This window comes from Mycobacterium sp. OAE908 (assembly GCF_017872775.1).
Lineage (GTDB): Bacteria > Actinomycetota > Actinomycetes > Mycobacteriales > Mycobacteriaceae > Mycobacterium.
The window spans coordinates 2,174,170-2,198,176 of record NZ_JAGGJL010000001.1 but is presented as its reverse complement, the minus strand read 5'-3'; the positions used below and the strand labels follow the sequence as shown (position 1 = coordinate 2,198,176).

The 24,007-nt window shown below is 65.3% G+C and carries 11 protein-coding genes; 5 read left to right on the top strand and 6 right to left on the bottom strand.

Features of this window, described 5'->3' with window-relative positions:
• Window positions 1-22: 22 nt before the first annotated feature.
• From J3E61_RS10700 to J3E61_RS10690, 3 genes are read left to right on the top strand one after another with little or no spacing between them, the layout of a single operon-like run.
• Window positions 23-1,936 carry a fumarate reductase/succinate dehydrogenase flavoprotein subunit gene (locus J3E61_RS10700; protein ID WP_192725889.1) on the top strand — a complete coding sequence of 638 codons (1,914 nt, stop codon included), beginning with the start codon at window positions 23-25 and terminating at the stop codon, window positions 1,934-1,936.
• Window positions 1,936-2,688, top strand: a complete 753-nt coding sequence (locus J3E61_RS10695; protein ID WP_192725890.1) for a succinate dehydrogenase/fumarate reductase iron-sulfur subunit — start codon at window positions 1,936-1,938, stop codon at window positions 2,686-2,688. Before J3E61_RS10700 ends, J3E61_RS10695 begins: the two co-directional genes overlap by 1 nt.
• 51 nt (window positions 2,689-2,739) lie before the next feature.
• Window positions 2,740-2,901 (top strand): hypothetical protein, encoded by a 162-nt coding sequence (locus J3E61_RS10690; RefSeq protein ID WP_192725891.1) that lies wholly within the window; start codon window positions 2,740-2,742, stop codon window positions 2,899-2,901.
• Between the two features lie 10 nt (window positions 2,902-2,911).
• On the opposite strand, the gene J3E61_RS10685 is transcribed toward J3E61_RS10690, so the two are convergent.
• On the bottom strand, window positions 2,912-3,397 hold the full coding sequence (locus tag J3E61_RS10685; protein WP_192725892.1) for a flavin reductase: 486 nt from the start codon (window positions 3,395-3,397) through the stop codon (window positions 2,912-2,914).
• Window positions 3,398-3,465: 68 nt separating this feature from the next.
• Between J3E61_RS10685 and J3E61_RS10680 the strand changes: the two genes are divergently transcribed.
• Window positions 3,466-4,110 (top strand): GAP family protein, encoded by a 645-nt coding sequence (locus tag J3E61_RS10680; RefSeq protein ID WP_210083535.1) that lies wholly within the window; start codon window positions 3,466-3,468, stop codon window positions 4,108-4,110.
• On the opposite strand, the gene J3E61_RS10675 is transcribed toward J3E61_RS10680, so the two are convergent.
• The 4 genes from J3E61_RS10675 to J3E61_RS10660 all read right to left on the bottom strand — a co-directional run bounded on the left by J3E61_RS10675 (window position 4,107) and on the right by J3E61_RS10660 (window position 11,668).
• On the bottom strand, window positions 4,107-5,246 hold the full coding sequence (locus J3E61_RS10675) for a PE-PPE domain-containing protein (protein ID WP_192725894.1): 1,140 nt from the start codon (window positions 5,244-5,246) through the stop codon (window positions 4,107-4,109). The two genes, J3E61_RS10680 and J3E61_RS10675, sit on opposite strands and share 4 nt — an antisense overlap.
• 38 nt (window positions 5,247-5,284) lie before the next feature.
• A complete protein-coding gene (locus J3E61_RS10670) occupies window positions 5,285-7,006 on the bottom strand; it encodes an AMP-binding protein (protein WP_210085503.1) in 1,722 nt (573 codons plus the stop codon).
• A 226-nt stretch (window positions 7,007-7,232) separates the two neighbouring features.
• Complete coding sequence (locus J3E61_RS10665; RefSeq protein ID WP_210085502.1) at window positions 7,233-10,172, bottom strand: RND family transporter; 2,940 nt, start codon at window positions 10,170-10,172, stop codon at window positions 7,233-7,235.
• A gap of 74 nt (window positions 10,173-10,246) precedes the next feature.
• Window positions 10,247-11,668, bottom strand: a complete 1,422-nt coding sequence (locus tag J3E61_RS10660; protein WP_210085501.1) for an acyltransferase — start codon at window positions 11,666-11,668, stop codon at window positions 10,247-10,249.
• Window positions 11,669-11,893: 225 nt separating this feature from the next.
• Between J3E61_RS10660 and J3E61_RS10655 the strand changes: the two genes are divergently transcribed.
• Window positions 11,894-22,858: an SDR family NAD(P)-dependent oxidoreductase gene (locus tag J3E61_RS10655; protein WP_210083534.1), complete on the top strand. Its 10,965-nt coding sequence runs from the start codon at window positions 11,894-11,896 to the stop codon at window positions 22,856-22,858.
• Here the strand turns inward: J3E61_RS10655 and J3E61_RS10650 are convergent.
• Window positions 22,855-23,937 carry a dihydrodipicolinate reductase gene (locus tag J3E61_RS10650; protein WP_210083533.1) on the bottom strand — a complete coding sequence of 361 codons (1,083 nt, stop codon included), beginning with the start codon at window positions 23,935-23,937 and terminating at the stop codon, window positions 22,855-22,857. The two genes, J3E61_RS10655 and J3E61_RS10650, sit on opposite strands and share 4 nt — an antisense overlap.
• Window positions 23,938-24,007 lie beyond the last annotated feature (70 nt).

The following is a 24,007-nucleotide window of genomic DNA, read 5'->3' as shown; positions in this document are numbered from 1 at the left end:
GCAACAGTAGTGAGGTTTATTTATGGCTGACATCGAACGGCACGAATACGACGTGGTCGTGATCGGTGCCGGCGGCGCGGGTTTACGTGCTGTCATCGAGGCACGCGAACGCGGTTTGAAGGTCGCCGTGGTCTGTAAGTCGTTGTTCGGCAAGGCACACACCGTGATGGCCGAGGGCGGCTGCGCGGCGGCGATGGGCAATGCCAACCCGAAGGACAACTGGCAGGTCCACTTCAAAGACACCATGCGCGGCGGGAAGTTTCTGAACAACTGGCGGATGGCCGAACTGCACGCCAAGGAGGCTCCCGACCGCGTCTGGGAGCTGGAAACCTACGGGGCACTGTTCGACCGCACCAAGGACGGCCGCATCAGCCAGCGCAACTTCGGTGGACACACCTACCCGCGCCTGGCCCACGTCGGCGACCGCACCGGGCTGGAGATCATCCGCACCCTGCAGCAGAAGATCGTCTCGCTGCAGCAGGAGGACAAGGCCGAGTTCGGCGACTACGAGGCCCGCATCAAGGTTTTCCACGAGTGCACCATCACCGACCTGATCAAGGATGGGGATCGGATCGCGGGAGCCTTCGGCTACTGGCGCGAGAGCGGGCGCTTCATCCTGTTCGAGACGCCTGCCGTGGTGATGGCCACCGGCGGAATCGGCAAGTCCTACAAGGTGACTTCGAACTCATGGGAGTACACCGGCGACGGGCATGCGCTTGCGCTGCGCGCAGGCGCGACGCTGATCAACATGGAGTTCGTCCAGTTCCACCCGACGGGCATGGTGTGGCCGCCCAGCGTGAAGGGCATCCTCGTCACCGAGGGTGTACGCGGCGACGGCGGAGTGCTGAAGAACTCCGAAGGCACCCGGTTCATGTTCGATTACATCCCGCCGGTGTTCAAAGGTCAGTACGCGGAGAGCATCGAAGAGGCCGACCAGTGGCTCAAGGACAACGACTCCGCGCGCCGCACCCCCGACCTGCTGCCCCGCGACGAGGTGGCCCGCGCCATCAACTCCGAGGTGAAGGCCGGGCGTAACTCGCCGCACGGTGGCGTGTTCCTCGACATCGCGTCGCGGCTGCCCGCCGAGGAGATCAAGCGCAGGCTGCCGTCGATGTACCACCAGTTCATGGAGCTGGCCGAGGTCGACATCACCAAGGAGCCGATGGAAGTCGGGCCGACCTGCCACTACGTGATGGGCGGCATCGAGGTCGACCCCGACACCGGCGCCGCCAAGACGCCCGGGCTGTTCGCCGCCGGCGAGTGCTCCGGCGGCATGCACGGCAGCAACCGGCTGGGCGGCAACTCGCTGTCCGACCTGCTGGTCTTCGGCCGCCGCGCCGGGCTCGGCGCTTCCGATTACGTGCGGGCGCTGCCGGAGCGGCCCAAGGTCTCCGACGAGGCCCTCGCGGACGCGTCCAAGCTGGCGTTGGCGCCGTTCGACGGCCCGACCAACGGCGATCGCGCCGAGAACCCCTACACGCTGCAACTCGACCTTCAAGACACGATGAACAACCTGGTCGGCATCATCCGCAAGGCCGACGAGGTGACCGAGGCGCTGGACAGGCTGCAGGAGTTGCGCGAGCGCTACAAGAAGGTCCAGGTTGAAGGCCATCGGCAGTTCAACCCGGGTTGGCATCTGGCCATCGACCTGCGCAACATGCTGCTGGTCAGCGAGTGCATCGCGAAGGCCGCGCTGGAGCGCACCGAGAGCCGCGGCGGCCACACCCGCGACGACTACCCGTCGATGGACGCGTCGTGGCGCAAGACGCTTCTGGTGTGCCGCGCCGAGGGCGACACCGTGGTGCCCGACATCAGCATCACCCATGAGGACCAGGTGCCGATGCGCGATGACCTCCTCGAGCTCGTCGACATCGAGGAACTCGAGAAGTACTTCACCCCAGACGAACTCGTCAACCACCCGGCAAGGAGAAGCTGATGGCCTATCAAGCGAAGCTGCGGGTGTGGCGTGGTGACGACGACGGCGGCGCGCTGCAGGACTTCTCCGTGGACGTCAACGAGGGCGAGGTGGTGCTCGACATCATCCATCGCCTGCAGCAGACGCAGGCCGGCGACCTGGCGGTCCGGTGGAACTGCAAGGCAGGCAAGTGCGGTTCCTGCTCGGCCGAGATCAACGGCAGGCCGAAGTTGATGTGCATGACCCGGATGTCCACGTTCGATCCGGCCGACACCATCACGATCACGCCGTTGCGGACGTTCCCCGTCATTCGCGACCTGGTCACCGATGTGTCGTTCAACTATGAAAAGGCCAGGGAGATACCGTCATTCGCGCCGCCGAAGGATCTGCAGCCGGGCGAGTACCGGATGATGCAGGAGGACGTGAACCGGTCACAGGAGTTCCGCAAGTGCATCGAGTGCTTCCTGTGCCAGAACACCTGCCACGTCGTGCGTGACCACGAAGAGAACAAGCAGGCCTTCGCGGGTCCGCGGTATCTGATGCGCCAGACCGAACTCGACATGCATCCGCTCGACACGCACGACCGTCGTGCGGTGCAGGCGCAGGAAGAAAATGGCCTTGGCTTCTGCAACATCACCAAGTGCTGCACCGAGGTCTGCCCCGAGCACATCAAGATCACGGACAATGCGCTGATCCCGCTCAAGGAGCGGGCGGCCGATCGCAAGTACGACCCGATCGTGTGGCTCGGCGACAAGCTGTTCCGACGGAGCTGAGCGCGGGTACTCTCGCAGAAAAGCGGCCAATCAACGACGAAAGGCAGCGCAATGCCCCTGCGAGAGCCCAGAAGCATCAATGACATTCGTACCGCGATTCGTGAGCTGAGCACACGCGCGGAGCTGGCCCGCAAAGAAGGCAGGCCGGCTGACGCTGAAGAACTCGAACAGCGCGTCCAGGGCTATCGCGAGGAGCTTGCCGACCGTCCCTGAACCGGCACCGTTAGGCGCCGAGCCGACGAAATGTGCTGCGGTGAAACACAATCGGCGGCACGTCGGCATGCACGGTGATATCGCTGACCCGCAGAATCACTATGGTGTGATCGCCGGCAGGGACCAGCTGCTCGATCGCGCTTTCCAGCCACACACTCGTACCCGAGATGAATACCGCACCCGACTCCCGCGACACGGTCTCCAGGCCCGCGAACCGGTCGCCTGTCTTGGCTGCCAGCGTGCGGGCGGCGGCGTCGTGGGCCTCGCCGAGCACGCTGATGCCCAGTGCGGGCAGGCCCTTCAGCTTCGGCCACGTCTCGGAGGTGTTCTGTACGCAAAACGACACCAGCGGCGGGTCGAGTGACACCGGGACAAACGTGCTTGCCGCCAGCCCGATCCTGGTGCCGTCTACCTCCGCGGCTATCGCGATGACGCCGGAGGGGAAATGTCCGAACGCTTCCCGCAGCGTGGTCGGGGTGAGATCGGTATCGCTCATCGACTCCATCTTCACACGCGGCCGGTAGCGGTGACCATCGTCGCGCTCACGGTAGCCTGTGGCCCGATATGTGGATAACGCTCCTGGCGATGGCCATTGCGGTCAGCCTGGAGCCGTTCCGGATCGGCATGACCGTCCTGATGATCAACCGGCCGCGACCGGGTCTACAACTACTGGCCTTCCTGACCGGCGGATTCGCGATGGGCCTCGCGGTGGGCGTGATCGTGCTGTTCGTTTTTCGGCCAGCCTTGGGGTCAGCCCATTTCACGCTGCCACGGGTCCAGATCGTCGTCGGCGTGGTGCTGTTGCTCAACGCCGCCGTGGTTGCCACCCGCGTGGGTTTTGCATCAGAGCGATTTGAACCGCTCGCGACACGCATCCAGCAACTACTCAACGGCCGGTCGCTGTGGACGGCGGGCGTCGCGGGCCTCGGCATCGCGCTGCCGTCCGTCGACTACCTCGCCGTGCTGGCGCTCATCGTCGCCTCGGGTGCGGCGGCCTCGGTTCAGTTCGGCGCCCTACTGCTGTTCAACGTGGTGGCGTTCGGGTTCGTCGAGATCCCTCTCGTGTGCTTCTTGCTGGCCCCTGACCGCACCCGCGCAATGCTGTCGGCAGTGCAGGACTGGCTGCGATCGCGGCGGCGGCGCGCGGTCGCGATGCTGCTGACCGCGGTCGGATGCGTGCTGCTCGTCGCAGGGTTGGCCGGGCTCTAGCCGCCCGGATGATTCAGCACGTACTGCATGCCGGCGAGGAGTTGTGAGACAGGATCGGCACCCCCGCCGAAGGCCGCCTGTGTCGCCGGTGCGGTCGCCGCCGCCGGGTCGTAGCCGCGCACCGGATCCACCGTGATCGGAGCGGTCAGCGGATTGTCGTTTCGCGAATATCCCGCATCCACCATCGGTTTCAGTACCCCGTCGAGCTGATTCAGCGTGCCTTCATCCACCCCGAGGTACTTGAACGGCAACACCAGCGGAAGGTGCTGTTCGGGGATCAGGTACGTCGTCGTCTTGGCGCCCCTGGAGTTGACGGTCGTCCTGATGTTCTCCGGCGGCACGTTGCTCGGGTTGGTGAACGCCACTGCGGTGTGACCGGTCGCGAGCCCCACGACCGCGTTCAACACCGACATCCAGTTGTCCGACCTGTCGGGCCAGTCGGCGATGCTGTCGTACGCAGAGACGAATTGGTATGTGTCGTACTGGCTTTCCACCGGTGCCGGCATGCGGAAGTCGAGGGAAGGTACGACGCTGCCGACGGGAAACATCTGCGTCAGGAAACTCTCGCCGAAGGCGTGCTTGGCAAGCGGATCGCCATACGTCGCGAAGCTCAAGGTGTTCGGCGGCGGCGCGGTCGGATCGTTCGCGAGCTTCGCCTGCACGGCGTCGAGCACCATCGCACCCTCGGACAAGCCGATCGTGGTGCCGGGACCGCCGTTGCGGATCGCCGTTTCGAGGTTGCCCTCACCCTCGTCGACCGACTCGCCGATGCTGGGACCGTCGATGCCAAGACCCGGGAAGCCGACATCAAGCTGGCCTATCCCAGGAAACAACCTCTCGAGAGTGTGGCCCTGAACCTGACCCGCGGGATAGCCGACGATCTGTCGATCCAATCCCGGGAACCAGTCAGCACCCGTGCGCTTGATGTACTCGTCGTATGGAATGCCGAGCACGTGCGCACCGCCCAGCGCGTACCCGCGGCCCGGGGTCCCCAACGGCGGTGGCCCGTTGTCCGGCGCCCCGTGGTCAGGCGTCCACCCGGCCAGTGAATCATCGGCTGCGGCAGTCCCGACACCGAAAAAGCCTGTGGCGCCTACGGTTACCAGCGCACTGACCGATGCAACCAGTCTCCGCATTCCCACTCTCCAGACCTTACTCCGCCTACCGGCCCGCTTTAGGCGTCCAACCGAACGAACTGGTCCCGCCGGTACTGCTCGGCGCAGGCGGCGCGCCGGACCTTGCCGCTCGTCGTGGTGGGGATCGAGCCGGGAGGCACCAGAACCAGATCACCGACATTCAGGCCGTGCGCGTTGGATATCGCGGAGGTGACATCGCTTTTGACCTCACTGAGCCAGCGCGTCGCCTCTGTCTCTGCCGCGGAATCTCCACGCTTCTTGACTTCGACGACGGTCACCAACTTCTCCGTGCTGTTCACCGGAACCGAAATCGCCGCGACCCGACCGCGGGTGATCTCTTGGACCGTCGCCTCGATGTCCTCGGGGAAATGATTGCGGCCGCGAATGATCAACATGTCCTTGATGCGGCCGACGATGAACAACCCGCCATCTGACATGAAGCCCAAATCGCCCGTTCGTAGCCAGGGCCCGTCAGCCGTGCCAGGCGAAGGGGCACCCAGCGTTGCGCCGAAGCACTGCTGCTCCTCCGGCGATCTGCTCCAGTAGCCGTCGGCGACATTGTCGCCATGCACCCAGATCTCCCCGACGACGTTCTGCGGGCATTCCAGGCTTGTGTCGACGTCGACGATCCGCACCGCCGGTGACGGCGGCAGTTCGTATCGCACCAGGGCTGAGCCTGTCCCTGGCGGACACCGCACAGCGCTGCCCGCGGACAATTCGTCCGCATCGAAATGGGCCGCCCCCGACGAATCACTCCAGGTGCCACTCGCCACGAAGACGGTCGCCTCCGCCAGTCCGTACGAAGGACGCAGCATGTGGTCGCGAAAATTGAAGTGCGCAAACCGATCTGAGAAACGTTCCAGGGTGGACGGTTCGACCCGTTCGGCGCCGTTGATGATGGCGTGCACCCCGCCGAGGTCGAGCCCGGCGAGATCACTGTCGGCCGTTTGTCGAGCTGCCAGGTCGAAGGCGAAGTTGGGCGCGGCCGAAAACGCACGAGAATTCTGCGCCAGTGCTCGCAGCCATCTGGCCGGCCTTTCCACGAACGCAGTCGGACTCGTCAAGACGGCGGGATGTCCGCTCAGGATCGGCCCGCAGATGCCCATCATCAAGCCCATGTCGTGGTAGAAGGGCAACCACGACACGAACGTGGCATCGGTGGCGGTTTTGGCGTGTGCACCCCCGAAATAAGAGCGCATCAGCTGCTCGAAATTCGTCTGCAGGTTGTGGTGCGAGATCATCACGCCGGTCGGCAGCCTGGTCGAACCCGAGCTGTACTGCAGATACGCGGTGTTGGGGAAATCGGCCGTCGAAAAGGCGGCCCCGCCCTCGGCGTCCAAATTGATCGAATCGATTTCGACGACCTTCGGAACAACATCGACGGGTGCTCGATCGATATAGCCGGCGACGTCGTCGGCAACCGCAGACGTGGTGAGGACAACCGTAGGCGCGGCGTCACCCAGCACCGCACTCAGCCGATCCTGACCCGAGCCGCGATGGGGCAGCGGCAGCGGCACCGCGATGAGGCCCGCCTGCATGGCTCCCAGGAATGCCACGACGTAATCCAGACTTTGCGGAGCCAGGATCACCACCCGGTCTCCTGCCGCCGCGTTAAGGCTTAGCTCAACCGCCACGTTCAAGGTTCGGCGGGATAATTGCGACCACGTGAGAGTCTCGGAAACACCCGCCGGGACACTGGCGTAGTCGGTGAAGGTGAACGCTGCGTCGCCGGGCCGCAGGGCGGCACGGCCGTGCAGCATCGAGAGAATCGTTGCTTGGGGCGTAGGTGTCACGTCACATCCGTACTAACTCGCTCAATCCGTCGGCTCGGCGCCATTCTCGGCTGGCACCTCGAAAGTCGCTGTACGACTTGTAATTAACGACATCGTAAGTCAGGGCGAAGAGGTTTTTCATTCCTTTACATGACCCATCGACTTTCCCTTGAAGTTTCACACACATCGCTTCTGCGCGCCGACCCCGCCGTTGCTAGGCGCGTCGTACCGGTTGCTGCCTGCTCAGTCGTGAGGGCCACCAGTTTGCCCGCCCCACCAATGTCGCCATGGCGGGCACTGTGACGGTCCGTACCAGGAAGGTGTCCAACAGGACGCCGACACCGATCAAAAACCCGCCCTGGACCACGGTGGTGATGCTGGAAAACAGCAGACCGGACATCGAGGCGGCAAAGATCAACCCAGCCGCAGTGATCACCCCGCCGGTCGACGTCAGGGTGCGCATCACGCCGTAGCGCATGCCGTGCGGAGACTCGTCGCGCATTCGCGAGACGAACAGCAGGTTGTAGTCGGCGCCCACCGCGACCAGCACCACGAAGGCCAGTGGGGGCACGCTCCAGTGCAATTGCTGGCCGAGCAGGTACTGAAAGGTCAAGACGCTGATACCGAGTGCGGCAAAGTACGAGATGACCACGGAGCCAACCAGATACAGCGGCGCGACGATCGCGCGCAGCAGCACCATCAGGATGAGCAGCACGACGATCAACGTCACGACGATGATGAACCGGATGTCGTGCTCGTAATAGTCGCGGGTATCCCGCAGCGAGGCGGGAAATCCGCCCATCGTTATCTTGGCGTCGGCCAATTGGGTGTTCGGTTGTGCGCTTCGAGCGGCGTCGGTGATCGCATTCACCTGATCCATCGCTTCGGCACTGAACGGGTTCAGCGTGGTTTGCACCAGATACCGGGCCGTGTGGCCGTCGGCCGAGATATAAATCCTCGCGGCCTTCTTGAAGTCGTCGAGTTGAAGAACCTGGGCGGGAAGATTGAAGCCCGCCATCGACGGATCCGCCGCGTCGTTTCGCATCGCCAACAAGAACGCGGCCGCCTCGTCGAGTCCGTCGCCCATCAGCTTGACCTGGCCGACGAGTTGGTCCACTCCGCCCGCCACCTGCCGGCTCCCGTCTGCCAACTTGTTCGCGTTCTGCCTGGCCTGGGTCAGGCCCGCCTGCAGCCCACCGGGTTTGTCGAGACCCATGCTGCGTATCGCCGAACTGAACTGCGAGAGCGCATCGTTGAGTTGTTTCACCGTGGCGTTGAGGGTCTGCTTGTCGCCGAACCCCTGCAGTTGCCCGGCCAGGGTGTTGATCTGGTCGAGGCGCCCGTCGTCACGCGCGGCCATCAACTTCTGAAACTGCATGCGGGTATCGCTGCATGAGGGGTTGGCGTCGCAGACGGCGTTGCCGTTCAACGCCATCAACACCGGACCGATCCACCCGAACATGTCCTTGACGCTCGAGAAGTTCATGCCCATCGAATTGCCGAGCGCGTTGACGCTCTGCACGAGCTGTGCGGCCGTGTCGACCTGCTGGACCAGCTTGTTTCCGCCGAATTGGCCTCGCATCGAGTTGAACGCGTCGATCAGCCGCTGCATGCTGGGGGCGATCCGGTTGATTTGAGCGCGCACGTCGCTGAGGCTGGCGGCCAGCGTGCCTGCGCCGTCCTGCAACCGGTTGAGGTCCTTGGAATTGTCGCTGATCACGGCCGAGCCCTGCGCCATCCGATCGCCGACGATGCCCGCCTGATAGGTGGCCCTGAACTCCTGCGGCACTTCTCCGGTGGGTCGGGTGAGGCCGCTGACGAGACCGATGTTCGGCAGTTGGCTGACCCGTTGTGCCATCTGCTCCAGGTCCGCGAGGGCCTGCGGCGTGCGCAGGTCGCGGGGGGACTCGACCAGGACGTATTCGGGTACGGCCTGGCTGATGGGGAAGTGGCGTTCCAGTGCGGCGTACCCGATCGAACTCGACGCCGATGACCCGAGGGCTTTGCGGTCGTCGTAGTTGTAATGCACCAAGGTTGCGCAGCTCGCGAGGATCAGAAGGACGACCAGGCTGCCGACTAGATGGGCCTTCGGCCGCCGCACGATGCGGGCCCCCGACCGTCGCCAGAACCGGCTGGTGAGTTGGCGTCGGGGCTTGACCCAGCCGCGCGGCCCGGCGAGGACCAGGATGGCAGGAAGCAATGTGATTGCGGCGAGGTATGCCACGCCCACCCCGATCGCGCACGCCACACCGACCGTCGAGAACACCCCCATCCGGGCAAAGCTGATCCCGAGAAAGGTGATTCCGACGGTGGCCGCAGATGCGGTGATCACCTTGCCGATCGAGATCAACGCCCGCTTCACCGCGCCATCGAGATCTGCGCCCTGGCGTAGATAGTCGTGGTAGCGGCTGATGAGAAAGACCGCGTAGTCGGTTCCCGCGCCGGCGATCATCGCGGAAAGAAATATGACGGACTGGTTCGAGACGCCTATGCCGAACAGATCGGACACCCGGGCCACCACGGCCTGTGCGGTCACCAGAGCCGCGCCGATCGCCGCCAGCGGCAGGAGCATCGTGACCGGGTTGCGGTACACCACCAGCAGTACGAGAAGCACCAGGACGCCGATCGCGATCTCGATCGGGAGGCGATCGTGCTCGCCCGCGACAGTCAGGTCGGCAACCGTGGCCGCGGGTCCGGTCACGTGCACAGCCATGGGGCTGCCAGCGGCGTTTTGTTTGACGACGTCGGCAACCCGGTTGTAGGCCGCATATGCGTGCGGCGTGCCCAACTCGCCCGCGAGCCCGACCGGTAACACCCACGTCGTCTTGTCCTTGCTCGTCAGGAACGGGCGCAGTTGCGGGGTGGTGAAGAAGTCCTGAACCATCACGACATCTGTGACGTCGTCGCGTAGCGCGTCGACCACCTTGCGGTAGGTGGCCTCGTCGGCGGGCTTGAGCCCGGATTCGTTGATGAACGCAACGATTAAGAGGTTCTCCGAACCCGACTCATGAAACGCGTCTGCCATCTGCCGAGCGGCGACACTCGACGGGGCGTCGTTGGGCAGGATGGCGAGCGGATGCCGCTGGGCCATCTCGTTCAGGCTCGGGGACGTCAGCGGCAGGGCGATCGCAATCGCGATCCAGACCCCGACCACCGCCCAGGGCCACCGCACCACAAGATCCGCTAGCCGTCGCATATCGCCCTCACTTCGCCCCGAACTCGCCCAAGCTATGCGACGCGTCCCCACTGCCCGCTGTCAGCCACCCGGATGGCCACCGACTTCATCGCCTCCATGTAGCGGGTGACGGATTTCCTGGCGACGGGGTTGTCGGGATGCATGATCGCCATCACGGTCCCCTCCCCGTACCGGAAGATGTAGATCGTCAATTGATACGAGAACCGGCCGTCAGGATAGATACCGACGTTGTCGGCAAGGCCCATGTCGGCGGCCGCGAGAATGGCATTCAGCGGCGCCGCGCCACCGTGGAAGAAGTTCGACACCGGGAAGTTCGGTCGTGGCCAGTCCAACCACGGCGCCAACTCCAACACTCGGTAATACGGCACTCGCGACATGTCCAAGCCTGAATCGAAAGACGCCTGCGCCGCCCACGCGGCATCGGCGAACGAGGTCGCGGCGATCGGGACGGTGATCGGGATCAAACCGGTGAACCAACCCTGCGTCATGAAATTGTCGCCGCCGGTGCGGCAATCCCGCGGTGTCAGGCCGTAATACGTGAGAGCACCGGTGAACTCGTGCTCCACCAGGCCGAGGCAGGCGAACAGACCGCCGACGAAGCGTGCGCCGGCCGCCGTGCAGGCCGATTCGAATCGCTCCGTCTGTTCCGGGCTCATCAGGACCAGCGAGGTCATGTCGCTGCTCGTCGACTCATTCGGGTTGCCCAGCGGAAGAGGGAACTCCGGAAAGCCGTCGCGGTTGTTTTCTGCGAAGTCGATCCATGCGCGTACGCCTGGCGAATCCACTGTCAACGCTGACGTGTACTCGCGTTCGCGGATACAGAAATCGCTGAAGCTACCGGCGTCTGGAAGAGCGAGGGCCTGACCGCCCTCACTCAGCGCCGAATACATTCCGTTGGCCTCCATCATCGTGGTGCCGATCAACGTCGCGTCGCCGTGCACGTGATCCATGGCGGCAAAGAACGTGAAGTGGCTCTCCTGCTGGACGATCCCGAACGTGAAGCAGCCCCATTCCAACGGACTCGGTATGTCCACCACATGAGCATGAATTTCGTCGACCGTCAGGTAGCCCTGGTCGATCGGCACGAATTCGATGTCAGCCGGATCTTCGATGGCATGCCGGACGAACTCACCGTCGCTGGTCTGTTCGAACCAGCTGCGGAACGTGTCGTGCCGACGCAGATACTCGTTGACGGCCTGGTCCATGGCAGAAACGTCACACTGGCCGGCCATCTCGCAGCTGGCGATGATTTGCCGCGAGAAGTTCAACCCTGCGGTAGTCCGATTGCAGTAGTTACGAAGATGTTGCGTCTGCATGTAACTGATCGGCACCGAACTGACCGGTGCCCGTCGCGCCGTTTCGGCGGCCGCGGCAGTCGGATGCCAGGACGTGACCAAGCCGGGCTGCAGTGACCATTCACCAAGCGCGCCAACGGTGATCTTTCCAATCCGCAAAACTTCGTCCTCCCCGATCAACCGGCTCCGGATCCACCACCACTCGTGGCTGGACCAACATACCTTCGGTTCGCGGACGGCAGCCCGCACCCGAATCCGAACCCGGCCAGCAACGTCACGCATGCCACCGTCGCACGTGCAATAGTGTCGTCGAGGTTCAATCTACGGTCGCGTCGAATCTCCGGCAGGGTCATTCTGGCCCGCCGATGTAAGGAGGACAACGGCATGGGATTCCCCGAACACTCGTTCGAGCCGGCCCCACGCTTCGCAATTGTCGGTTATGCAGCGCGTTTCCCGGGTGCCAAGGATGCGGATGAGTTTTGGGACGTGCTGCGCGAGGGTCGGGACGCGATATCGGAGGTACCCGAAGACCGCTGGGACGTCGACGAATTCTTCGACCCCGAACCCGGTGCGGCCGGCAAGGTCGTCACCCGCCGCGCGGGCTTCGTCGACGATGTGACGGGCTTTGACGCGCCGTTCTTCGGTATGTCGACGCGCGAGGTCAGGTTGATGGACCCGCAGCATCGGCTTTTGCTGGAGACCGCGTGGCGCGCCGTGGAGCACGCAGGTATCGCGCCGACGGCTCTCGCGAATACCAACGCCGGTGTGTTCGTCGGGTTGGCGACCCACGACTACTTCGGAATGGCGTCCGACGAGATGGCTTACTCCGACATCGAGGCCCATTTGGCCATCGGGACATCGAACGCCGCCGCAGCGGGTCGGATCAGTTTTCGGTTGGGGCTGCAGGGACCCGCGATCGCCGTCGACACGGCGTGCAGTTCGTCGCTGGTGGCAATCCATCAGGCGTGCCAGGCGTTGCGCTTCGGCGAATGTGACCTCGCGCTGGCCGGCGGTGCGAACGTACTGCTGACCCCGGCCACCATGATCACGTTCTCCAGCGCACACATGCTCGCGCCCGACGGCCGGTGCAAGACGTTCGACGCGGCCGCGGACGGCTATGTACGCGGCGAGGGTTGCGGCGTCATCGTCGTCAAGCGCCTCGAGGATGCGATCCGCGACGGTGACCGGATCCGGGCTGTGATCCGCGGCAGCGCGGTCAACCAGGACGGTGCGTCGGGTGGCTTGACGGTGCCGAACGGTGTTGCCCAGCAACGGGTTATCGCCGATGCGCTGAAGCATGCGGGGCTGCAACCCAGCGACGTCGGCTACCTGGAAGCACACGGCACCGGAACATCACTGGGCGACCCGATCGAGGTCCAGGCCGCAGGTGCAGTGCTCGGCGCTGGACGCGAAACCGGCCGGCCGCTGTTGATCGGCTCGGCGAAGACGAATATCGGTCATTTGGAAGCGGCCGCGGGGATTGCGGGCGTCATCAAGGTCATCCTGTCGCTCGAGCACGAGACTCTGCCGAAGCACCTCAACTTCGAGAACCCGTCGCCGCACATTCCCTGGGACCGGCTTCCGGTCGAGGTGGTGAAGCAGACCATCCCCTGGGAGCGCCGTGATCGTCCCCGTGTCGCAGGGGTGAGCTCGTTCGGGTTCGCCGGAACAAACGCTCACGTCATCCTCGAGGAAGCTCCCGCTGTGGCACCGACTCCGGTTGAGCAGACCGGCGACGGACGGTTCAGCATTCTTCCCCTCTCGGCCAAGACCCCCACCGCACTGGTAGAGGTCGCCGGCCAATACCGCGACTGGTTGAGCGCGCACCCGGAGGCTCCCCTGGCGGACGTGTGTTTCACCGCGGGGGCCGGTCGCGCCCACCTGGAGCACCGTGCCGCGTTGGTGGTCAATTCGAGGGAATCCGCCATCGAGCTACTCGGCGCGCTCGCCGACGATCGCCCGGCACCAGGCCTGGTTCGCGGAGAGTCCCACGACGCACCGAAGACGGCGTGGCTGTTCACCGGTCAGGGCAGTCAGTACCCCGGCATGGCCCGGAAGCTGTTCGACACCGAGCCCGTGTTCGCCGAAACGTTGAAACGTTGCGCGGCAGCGATCGCTGATGTGCTCGAAAAGCCGTTGCTGGACGTTATTTTCGACGTAGACAGCCCTGACAGCGCAGAGACGCTGCGGCAGACCGCCTACGCGCAGCCGGCCTTGTTCGCGGTGGAGATGGGTTTGGCCCGCCTGTGGCAGTCGTGGGGTTTCGAGCCAGACGTGGTGCTGGGTCATAGCGTCGGTCAGTATTCGGCTGCCTGCGTCGCGGGCGTGTTGACTCTCGAGGACGGCGCGCTGCTGATGGCCGAACGGGGCCGCTTGTTCGGCAGTGTGCCCGCGGGTGGTCGGATGGTCGCGGCGTTCACCGCTGCGGAGCGTGCGGAGAAACTGGCCGACGAGTTCCCGAGTCTGTCGGTCGCCGCCTACAACGGCGCCAACACCGTATTGTCCGGGCCCGCACAGGATCTCGAGACGGCGGTGGCGGTACTGTCCGCCGAGGGTGTCCGATGTGACTGGCTGGAGACCAGCCACGCGTTCCACTCGGCACTTCTGGATCCCATCCTCGATGAATTCGAGTCGTACGCCGATCGATTCAGTTTCCGTACGCCACAACGAGTTCTGATCGACAACCGCACCGGCGCCGCGCTCGGCTGGAGTGTGAAACTCGACGGGGCCTACTGGCGTCGCCACGCTCGCCAACCGGTGGAATTCGCCAAGAGCGTGCGCACCCTCGCCGAGCTGAATTGCAAGCTGTTGGTCGAGATCGGCCCGCGACCGGTACTCACCGCCGCAGCCCTTGGGGCATGGCCTGATACGACGACCGCACCGCGGGTGATCACGTCTCTGCGCCCCACCACCGCCGACCAACGGCAGATCCTCGAGGCCGTTGCCGACGCGTATGTCCTTGGCCACCTGCCCGATTTCGCTACCTTGCGGCAGGCACACGCGCGCAAGATCGACCTGCCGACCTACCCGTTCGAGCACCGCGAGTACTGGTTTCGCGACAATCTGCAGCGCGCCGAGCAAGAACCGCCCCTTCCCGCGAGTAGCGACGCCCTTCGCCTGCTCGAGGACGGCCGGATCGAAGAACTCGCCACGCTGCTCGACGGTGCAAGCGGTGACTCTCAGACGTTGAATGTGCTGAGCAAGCTTGCCGCGCAACACAATCAACAACGGACGACCCAATCGATCGCGGACGACCGCTACGAGTTCCGCTGGGACAAGTCGCCTACGCCGATAGCCGGCGCGCAAGCCGACGAGAAATGCACATGGATCCTCATCGGTGAGAAGAGCGATGCAGTCCGACCTCTCGTTGATGTGCTCACAGCCCGCGGACACACGCACCGGATCCTCGCACTGCCGGCGTCAGACCCGGACGAGGAGAAGCTTGCAGACGCGTTGCGCGCTGCGGCAGTGGACGATTCGACACTGACTATCGTGCATGTCGCGGCGCTCGACGTCGTGACCGCGCCGTCGATGCGGTCCCTGCTGCGCATGCAACACCGGATCTTGGGCGGAACTCGACGACTCCTGCGCGCCGCCGCCGCCGCCGAGTTGGCGGTCCCCATCTGGATGGTGACACGTGGTGCACAGCGGGCCACCGACGCGGACACTGTGGCACCGGATCAGAGTTGCCTATGGGGCTTCGGACGCGCCGCGTCGCTGGAGCTTCCGCATGTCTGGGGTGGGCTGGCCGATTTGTCGGCAGACAGGGAAAACGAAGCCGACGAATGGTCCGGGTTGGTGAACCGGATCACGACGCCGCGCGACTCGACGATCCGAGAAGACCAGATCGCGCTGCGCGGTCAGTCGATCTACGTGCCCCGGCTGGTTCGGCGCGCGGGAACGCCGAGCGATACACCGATGGAATTGCGCTCGGACGCCAGCTATCTCGTGACCGGCGGCCTCGGAGCAATAGGACTGGAGATTGCCGGATACCTGGCTGCGCACGGCGCGCGGCATCTGGTGCTGACCAGCCGAAGCGAACCCAGCGACGCCGCACAACAACGCATCGACGCACTCTGCGAACAGCACGGTTGTGAATTCCGTGTCGTCACTGCGGATGTGGCCGATGCGCACGCCGTTGCACGCCTGTTGACCACCGTAGGAGCCGAGCTACCGCCGCTGGCTGGCATCGTCCACGCTGCAGGCGAGATCGGCACCACTGCGCTGAGCAATCAGGACGACGCCGAACTCGACCGCGTTTTCGCCGGAAAGGTCTGGGGTGCTTGGCATTTGAGCGAAGCAGCCGCCGACCTGAACTTGGACTTCTTCCTCAGCACGTCGTCGATCGCCTCGGTGTGGGGCGGATTCGGCCAGACCGCCTACGGCGCGGCAAACGCATTCCTCGACGGACTCGCTTGGCGCCTGCGCGAGCAGGGCATCCCTGGTGTCAGCATCAACTTCGGTCCATGGTCGGCGGGAATGGCCGATGCGGAGTCTCGTGCACGACTGGATCAGCGTGGGGTCCGGACGTTGTCGCCTGCTGATGCACTGGCGGGCCTGGCCGACGTCGTGGCGGCGGCGAAGGCATCGGGGCCCGCGCAGGGAGTTGTCGCCCGGATCGACTGGACCCGCTTCCTGCCCCTCTATCAGCAGGCAGGCAGGCGGGCACTGCTGACAGAGTTGGAGCGCGAGGTGCCCGCCCAATTCACCGGGGCCGCGCCGTCCGTAACGCCCTCGGGCAAAACCGAGTTCGTCGAGCGACTCACCAATGCGCCAGTGCAGCAACGCAAGAAACTCCTCACGGATTTCCTGCGCGACGCGGTGGCAGAGGTGACGCGTGTCGATGCTTCGGAGATCCGGGAGGACGCCGGGTTCTTCGACCTCGGCATGGATTCGTTGATGGCGGTCGAATTGCGGCGCCGCCTCGAACAAGGAGTGGGCAAGGAGATACCGGTCACCCTGGTGATGGATCACCCTCGGCTGTCCGATGCGTCCGCCTACCTGCTCCACGATGTGCTCGGCCTCGGCGAGCAGGTGTCCGTTCCTGCGCGGGCCTCAGTGGCGACGACACGCACAGACGAACCCATCGCCATCGTCGCGGTGTCGTGCCGTTTCCCCGGCGCGCCCAACCCGGAAGCTTTCTGGGACTTGCTGTCCGGCGGTGTCGATGCGATTCGGGAAGTGCCAGAGGATCGCTTCGACATCGACGAGTTCTACGATGCGGACCCCGAGGCCGCCGGCAAGACCTACACGCGCTTCGGCGGATTCCTCGACGGAGTCGACGGATTCGATCCCGAGTTTTTCGGCATCTCCCCTCGCGAGGCTGTCTGGATCGAGCCGCAGCAGCGGCTGATGCTCGAAACGGCGTGGGAGGGTCTCGAAAGAGCAGGCTACGCGCCATCGACATTGCGCGGCAGCCACACCGGCATCTTCGTCGGGGTAGGCGCCAACGAGTACGCGCATCTGCTGTCCGCCGAGTCGCTCGACAAGATCGCGCCCCACTTCATCACCGGCAATGCCCTCAACGCCATCTCCGGTCGGGTCGCCTTCGCCCTCGGACTCGAAGGACCCGCGGTAGCGGTCGACACCGCATGCAGTTCGGCTTTGGTGGCGGTTCATCAAGCCTGCCAGGCATTGCACTCCGGTGACTGCGACATGGCGCTGGCAGGCGGGGTGAACGTCTTGCTGAGCCCGGTGACCTCCGTCGCCGCCTCACGCGCGAGGATGCTGTCCCCCGTCGGGCGGTGTAAGACCTTCGACGCCACCGCCGACGGCTACGTGCGCGGTGAAGGCTGCGGAATTCTCGTGCTCAAGAGGCTCAGCGACGCGCAGCGCGACGGCGATCGGATCTGCGCTGTCATCTCCAGCAGCGCAGTCAACCAGGACGGCGCTTCCAGCGGCCTGACCGTGCCCAATGGCGGCGCACAGCAACGCCTCATCGGGACCGCGCTGGAGCGTGCTGGTCTGACAGGTGGCGACGTCGACTACCTCGAGGCGCACGGGACGGGTACGCCGCTGGGGGATCCGATCGAGGTGCAGGCCGCCGCGGTCGCCTACGGCGCCTCCCGTGCCGCCGACCGACCGCTGCTGATGGGCTCGGTGAAGACCAACATCGGGCACACCGAATCAGCCTCGGGCGCAGCGGGTCTGATCAAGGTCGTGTTGTCACTGCAGCATGACCTCCTGCCGAAGAGTCTGCATTTCGACACCCCGTCGCCGCACATCCCCTGGGACTCACTGCCGGTGCGGGTCGTCAACGAGGCGACGCCGTGGCCTGCGGGCGGTAGGCCGCGCCGCGCGGGCGTGAGTTCCTTCGGGTTCACCGGCACCAACGCACATGTGCTGATCGAGGAGGCCCCGCCGCAATCGACGGTCACCGCCCAACCGGAGACGCAAGAGCATGCGGTCAATGTGCTTGCGCTGTCCGCGCGGTCACCGGAAGCCCTGGTGGAGTTGGCGCAGCGCTACGAGGAATGGTTGGCCGCCCACGCGGATGCCGACCTTGCGGACGTGTGCCTGACCGCTGGAATGGGCCGTTCGCATTTCGAACATCGCGCCGCTCTGGTCGTGGATTCGATCGAGGAGGCCCGGGCTGGCCTGGCCGACCTGGCTGAGAATCGCCTGCGACCCGGTGTCGTCCGCGGTGAGCACACGAATCCCCCGACTACGGCGTGGTTGTTCACCGGGCAGGGCAGCCAGTATCCGGGGATGGCGCGTGAATTGTTCGCCGCCGAGCCCGTTTTCGCCGAGACGGTGACCCGCTGCGCGGAGGCGGTCGAGGACATCCTGCCCGTTCCGTTGCTCGACGTCATGTTCGCAACCGATAGAGAGACCCGCGGAGAAACTGGAAAGTCTCTGCGGCACACGTCGTTTGCACAACCGGCACTATTCGCCGTCGAGATGGGCTTGGCTCGGCTCTGGCAGTCGCGAGGTATCGAGCCCGACGTGGTACTGGGACACAGCGTGGGCCAATACGCGGCCGCATGTGTGGCTGGAGTGTTCAGTCTCGAAGACGGCGCACGATTGATCGCCGAGCGCGGTCGACTGTTCGGCAGCCTGCCCGAAGGTGGGCGGATGGTGGCGGTGTTCAGCGACGCCAAGCAGGTCGAGGAGATCGCCGCCGAGTTCCCGCGGGTGTCGGTCGGCGCCTACAACGGACCCAACACCGTGCTGTCGGGACCTGGCGAGGATCTGGAGAAGGTCGTCATCCGGTTCGAGGAGGAGGCGATTCGCTGCACGTGGCTGGAGACCAGCCACGCCTTCCACTCAGAACTGCTGGATCCCGTTCTCGACGAATTCGAGTCGTACGCAGCACAGTTCGAATTCGCCGTCCCGACGCTACCGTTGGTCTGTAACCGCACCGGCGCCGTGCTCACCACACAAACGCCGATCGACGCGCAGTACTGGCGGCGGCACTCGCGCCAGCCCGTACAGTTCGCCGAAAGCGTGCGGACCGTGGCGGCGCTGGGTTGCTCGGTGTTGATGGAGATCGGTCCGCAGCCGGTGCTGACCGGAGCCGCGGTGCAGAGCTGGCCGGAGCACCTGGCTCCCCCGCGGGCGATCGTCTCGATGCGCAAGGGCGTCAGCGACCGACGGCAGATCGCCGACGCGCTGGCCGCGGCCTACGTCGGCGGCCTACGGCCCGATTTCGCTGCGCTGCAACATCAACCAGGTCGCAGAATCGAACTGCCCACATATCCATTCCAGCGGCGCCGGTTCTGGCCCAAGTCGACCGGCATCGCCATTGAAGGAGGGGTCGGGCCGTCCTCCGGAATCTTGGGCAATGGCAAGGATCTCGCTTCCGGCGACTGCGTCTACACGAGCAGGTTGTCCGTCAAGTCGCAGCCTTGGCTTTCCGACCACGTCATATACGGCACCGTCATCGTGCCAGGAGCGACGTACGCCGCGATGGCGTTGGCCGCCGTCGGTACCCCGGCTCATGCGAAGGATGTCCTCTTCTACGAGCCGATCATCTTGCCCGAGAAGAGTTCCCGCGAGGTGCAGTTGACCCTGCACCCGCTGCAGAACGGCAATGAGTGGACGTTCCAGGTGCACAGTCGCCCCTACGGTGAACGCGGCGCCGAGTGGTCGTTGAACGCCGAAGGCACCGTGGTCAGCGGTATCGCCCCCGGCACTGACGAGACCACACCCGAGAAGGAGCCGGTCGACGAAGCCGTAGACCGTCTGGAACGTATGCGTCCGCAGGAGCTGTTCGACACGTTCGCCGATATGGAACTGGCGTGGGGGCCGACGTGGTCCGGTTCGTTGAAGTCGCTGTGGCTCGGCGAGGGCGAGGCGATCGGCGACATCCTCGTCGGTGACGAACTGGCCGAACAGCTCGGAACCGAGCCGATGCACCCGGTGCTGATGGACCTGTGCACCGGTGTCGCCTTCCCGGCGTTCCCGGCGCTGCTCGCTGCCGAACAGGGCGTTAGCGATCTGTTTCTACCGTTGCGGTATGGGGAGGTGACGCTGCGGGAGAAGATGCCGCGGCGGTTCTACTGCCGCGCGCGGTGGCACGAGAACGCCCTCGACAACGAAACCCAGGTCTTCGACATCGATTACCTCGACCGAAATGGCCGTCATCTGGGCGGGATTCGCGAGTTCACCGTGAAACGCGCGCCGCGCGAGGCGTTGTTGCGCGGCCTCGGCGGCGACGCCACCCGGCTGCTCTACACCCTTGGCTGGCACGAGGTTCCACTGTCGACTGACCAGAACGCGGCGGTGAGCGGCACCTGGCTGATCGCCGGGTTCGGCGAGTTGGCCGCCAAGGTGCCTGGCTGCATTCCGTTCGATCGGAACACCGCCTCGGAGCCGTTGGGACAGGTCCTGTCGCAGGCGCACGAGAGCGGCGCAGGGTTCTCCGGCGTCGTCTGGCGCGCCGGCGCGCCGAACACGGACGAGTCGACCGCCGAGGCCGCGGCACGGCTCGAAGCGGAGATCGCCAACCTGCTCAGCGCCGTACACACCGTGCAGGGTGGCCTGCGACTGCCCGGCGGGCTGTGGATCGTCACGGAGCGGGCCGTGGCCACCGAATCCGGTGAGCCGGTCGACGCGGTGCAGGCGGCGCTCTGGGGATTCGGGCGCACCACGATCAACGAGGAGCCTGCGCTGCGCGCCAAACTCGTCGACTGCGACGGCTCACCCGAGGCAGTTGCGCTGCTGTCCACTCTGCTGGGCCACCCGGTCGACGAACCGGAAATGGCTCTGCGGCAAGGGAAGTTGTTGGCCTCCCGATTATTGCCGTGGGCGCGCAGCGGCAACCTCACCGTGCCGCGCGGCGGCGACTACGCCCTCGCGCCCACCGAACGCGGTGCGATCGACAACCTGCGGCTGACCGAAAGGGATGTCGCGCCGCCGAACGAGGGCTACGTGCAGGTCCGGGTGGAGGCCGCGGGCCTCAACTTCCGCGATGTGCTCAACGTCCTCGGGCTGTACCCGGGTGACCCCGGACCGATCGGCGGCGACTTCGCCGGTGTCGTCACGCAATTGGGCGATGGTGTCACCGGACTCGAGGTGGGCCAGCGCGTCTACGGTTTCATGCAGGGCGCGTTCGCCAGCCGGTTCAACGTGCCGGCCCAGCTGCTGGCGCCGATTCCCGACGGGGTGAGTGCAGTCGAGGCGGCGACGATCCCCGCCGCGGCACTGACAGTCCGCCTCGCGTTCGACTGGGCGCAGCTCAAGCCCGGCGACCGGGTGCTCGTCCACGCGGCCAGCGGCGGTGTCGGGCTGGCGGCGATTCAGATGGCACAGCAGTGCGGCGCCACGGTCTTCGCGACGGCAAGCACCTTCAAGCGCGCGACGCTACGCAAGATGGGTGTGCAGTACGTCTATGATTCGCGCACAACCGATTTCGCCGACCAGATCTTGGCGGATACCGGCGGTGCGGGTGTCGATGTCGTGCTCAACAGCCTGACCAACGAGGGCTTCCTGGAGGCAACCGTTCGGGCCACCGCCCAGAACGGCCGCTTCGCCGAGATCGCCAAGCGTGACATTTGGACGCCGGAGCAGATGGCTGCAGTCCGTCCCGACATCGCCTACGAGATCGTGGCGCTGGACACGGTGACAATCCAGGAGCCCGAACGCATTCGCAGCTTGTTGACCGAGGTGTCGCACGGACTGGCGGAGGGAGTGTGGACGCCACTGCCCGCGGAGATCTACCCGCTGACGGAGGCGAGGACCGCGTTCCGCCGCATGCAGCAGGCTCGGCACATCGGCAAGATCGTGGTGCAGATCCCGAATCCACTGCAACCGCGCGCGGATCGGAGCTATCTGATCACCGGCGGTCTCGGAGCGATCGGTCTGCACACTGCCTCGTATCTGGCTCAACTCGGCGCGGGTGACCTCGTGCTGACCAGCAGGCGTGCGCCCGATGCTGAAGCCCAACAGGCCATCGAGCAGATCACCGAGCGCTACAAGTGCCGCGTGCACGTCTTGTCGGCGGATGTCGGCGACGAATCGGAGGTGGTGGAACTGCTGGCGCGGATCCGCGCGGAGTTGCCGCCGCTCGCAGGCGTGGTCCACCTTGCCGGTGCCCTTGACGATGCACTGCTGTCCCAGCAGAGCGTGGAGCGATTCCGTACGGCGTTGGCGCCCAAGGCATTCGGCGCCATTCATCTGGATCGTCTGACGATGGATGACGAATTGGACTTCTTCATTGTGTCGTCGTCGGTGTCCAGCCTGTTCGGTTCACCCGGGCAGGCGAACTACGCCACCGCCAACGCACTGCTCGACGGCCTCATCGCGCAGCGAAGGGCACAGGGCCTGCCGGCCACCGGCGTCAACTTCGGTCCCTGGGCGCAGGGCGGCATGGCCTCGTCGGAAGCCGCGCGCGCCAATATCGGTGCGCAGGGCCTCATTCCGTTGGAACCCTCGGCGGCGCTCAGTGCCCTCGCAGAGGTCGTCGCCAATGGAACCGGCCAGGCGACCGTCATCAAGGCCAACTGGCAGCGTGCGGCGAAAGTGCTTGGCAGTTCGCGGCCTCCCATCCTCGACCTCGTGTTGCCGAGTGCCGTGGGCGAGGTGACCGGTGACAGCGAGCTGCTTCGCCAACTACAGGAGATACCGGTGCCGCAGCGCGCCGGCTTCGTGACCGAATTCCTCCAACGCGAGGTGCAGACCTTCCTGCGGCTCGCGCAACCGCCCGCCGGCACGAGCCGCTTCCTGGACCTGGGTACGGACTCACTGATGGCGATCGAACTCCGCAATCGGCTACACAGCCAGTTCGGCGGTGCGTTCACGATCAACGCGACCGCGGTGTTCGACTACCCGACCATCGGTGGGCTGGCCGAGTATCTCGTGGGCCAGCTACCCGACGCGGAATCAGCGCCCGCCGAAACGGAGAGCTAGTCGGCCCAGCGCGTCGCTTCGACCTCCGGCGGCAGCGCTGACTGCATCGGCACATCGAGACCGTCGTAGATCGCGGGCTTCTGGTGGGCGAGCCAGTTCAGCGCTCCGAGCAGGCGGTTGGCGGCCGTCGTGTTGCCGCCATCAGCGCGGGTGCCGCCTGGGACGTCGGCGCGGCTGGTGATGGTGAGCTGCGGGTCCCCGTCGATGATGACGCGGTGGTCGCCGACGCCCTCGTCGGGCTGCGGCCAGTGCGGTGCGCACGACGGATGGATGCGGGTGATGTGGTCGATGGCGACGCGCTCGCGCCCCTTCGACTTGCCGATCACCTTGAGCCAGAACGCGCCCTGCGTGCCCTTCTCGAATCGGCCCATCACGGTGTCGACGGACTCTTCGAGCGGCAACCGCTCGACTTCCTCGGTGATCTCGTCGATCTCCATGCCAAGGCCGCGGGCGATGAGCCGGATGTTGCCACCCCAGACCATGGTCGGTACCGACGGCAGCAGCATCATCGGCACCTCATCCATGGAGCCGCCGAACCCGCACGACACCTTGACCGCGTACGGCTGGTTGTAGGTCGAGTAGTCGAAGATCTCCTGGCAGTTGATGGTCTTGATCCGGGTGCACAATCCGGCCGCGATGATGGCCAGCGCGTCATTGCCCCACCCCGGGTCCACGCCGCTGACAAGCAGCGAGGCCCCGCCTTCTTCGGCGGCCGCCGTCAGGCGCTCCACCCATTCGGGCGGCGCGGACCGCGGGTCATAGAGGGAGTACAGGGACGGCGTGACGACGTGCTTGCCCGCCCGCAGGCAGCGGGCGATGTCGTTGACGGCGTCGTCGGGCCGGATGTCGCCGGACGCCATGTAAGCCACCGCGTCGCATGCGGCGAGGGCGGCGTCGACGTCGGTGGTTGCGGAGACACCCGTGTCGGCATCGAGCCGGGCGAAGGCCGCGGCGTCTTTTCCGTCCTTGTCCGGCGAAGACGTGATCACACCCGACAGTTCCAGGCCCGGAAACGCCACCGCGGACCTGATTGCTGTGGACCCCATATTCCCTGTTCCCCACACCACGACTCGAAGCATCCGGACAGCCTATCCACAGCCCGTGATGAAGCTCACACCAGGGCGAACAACCTGATCAGACACGTGTCAA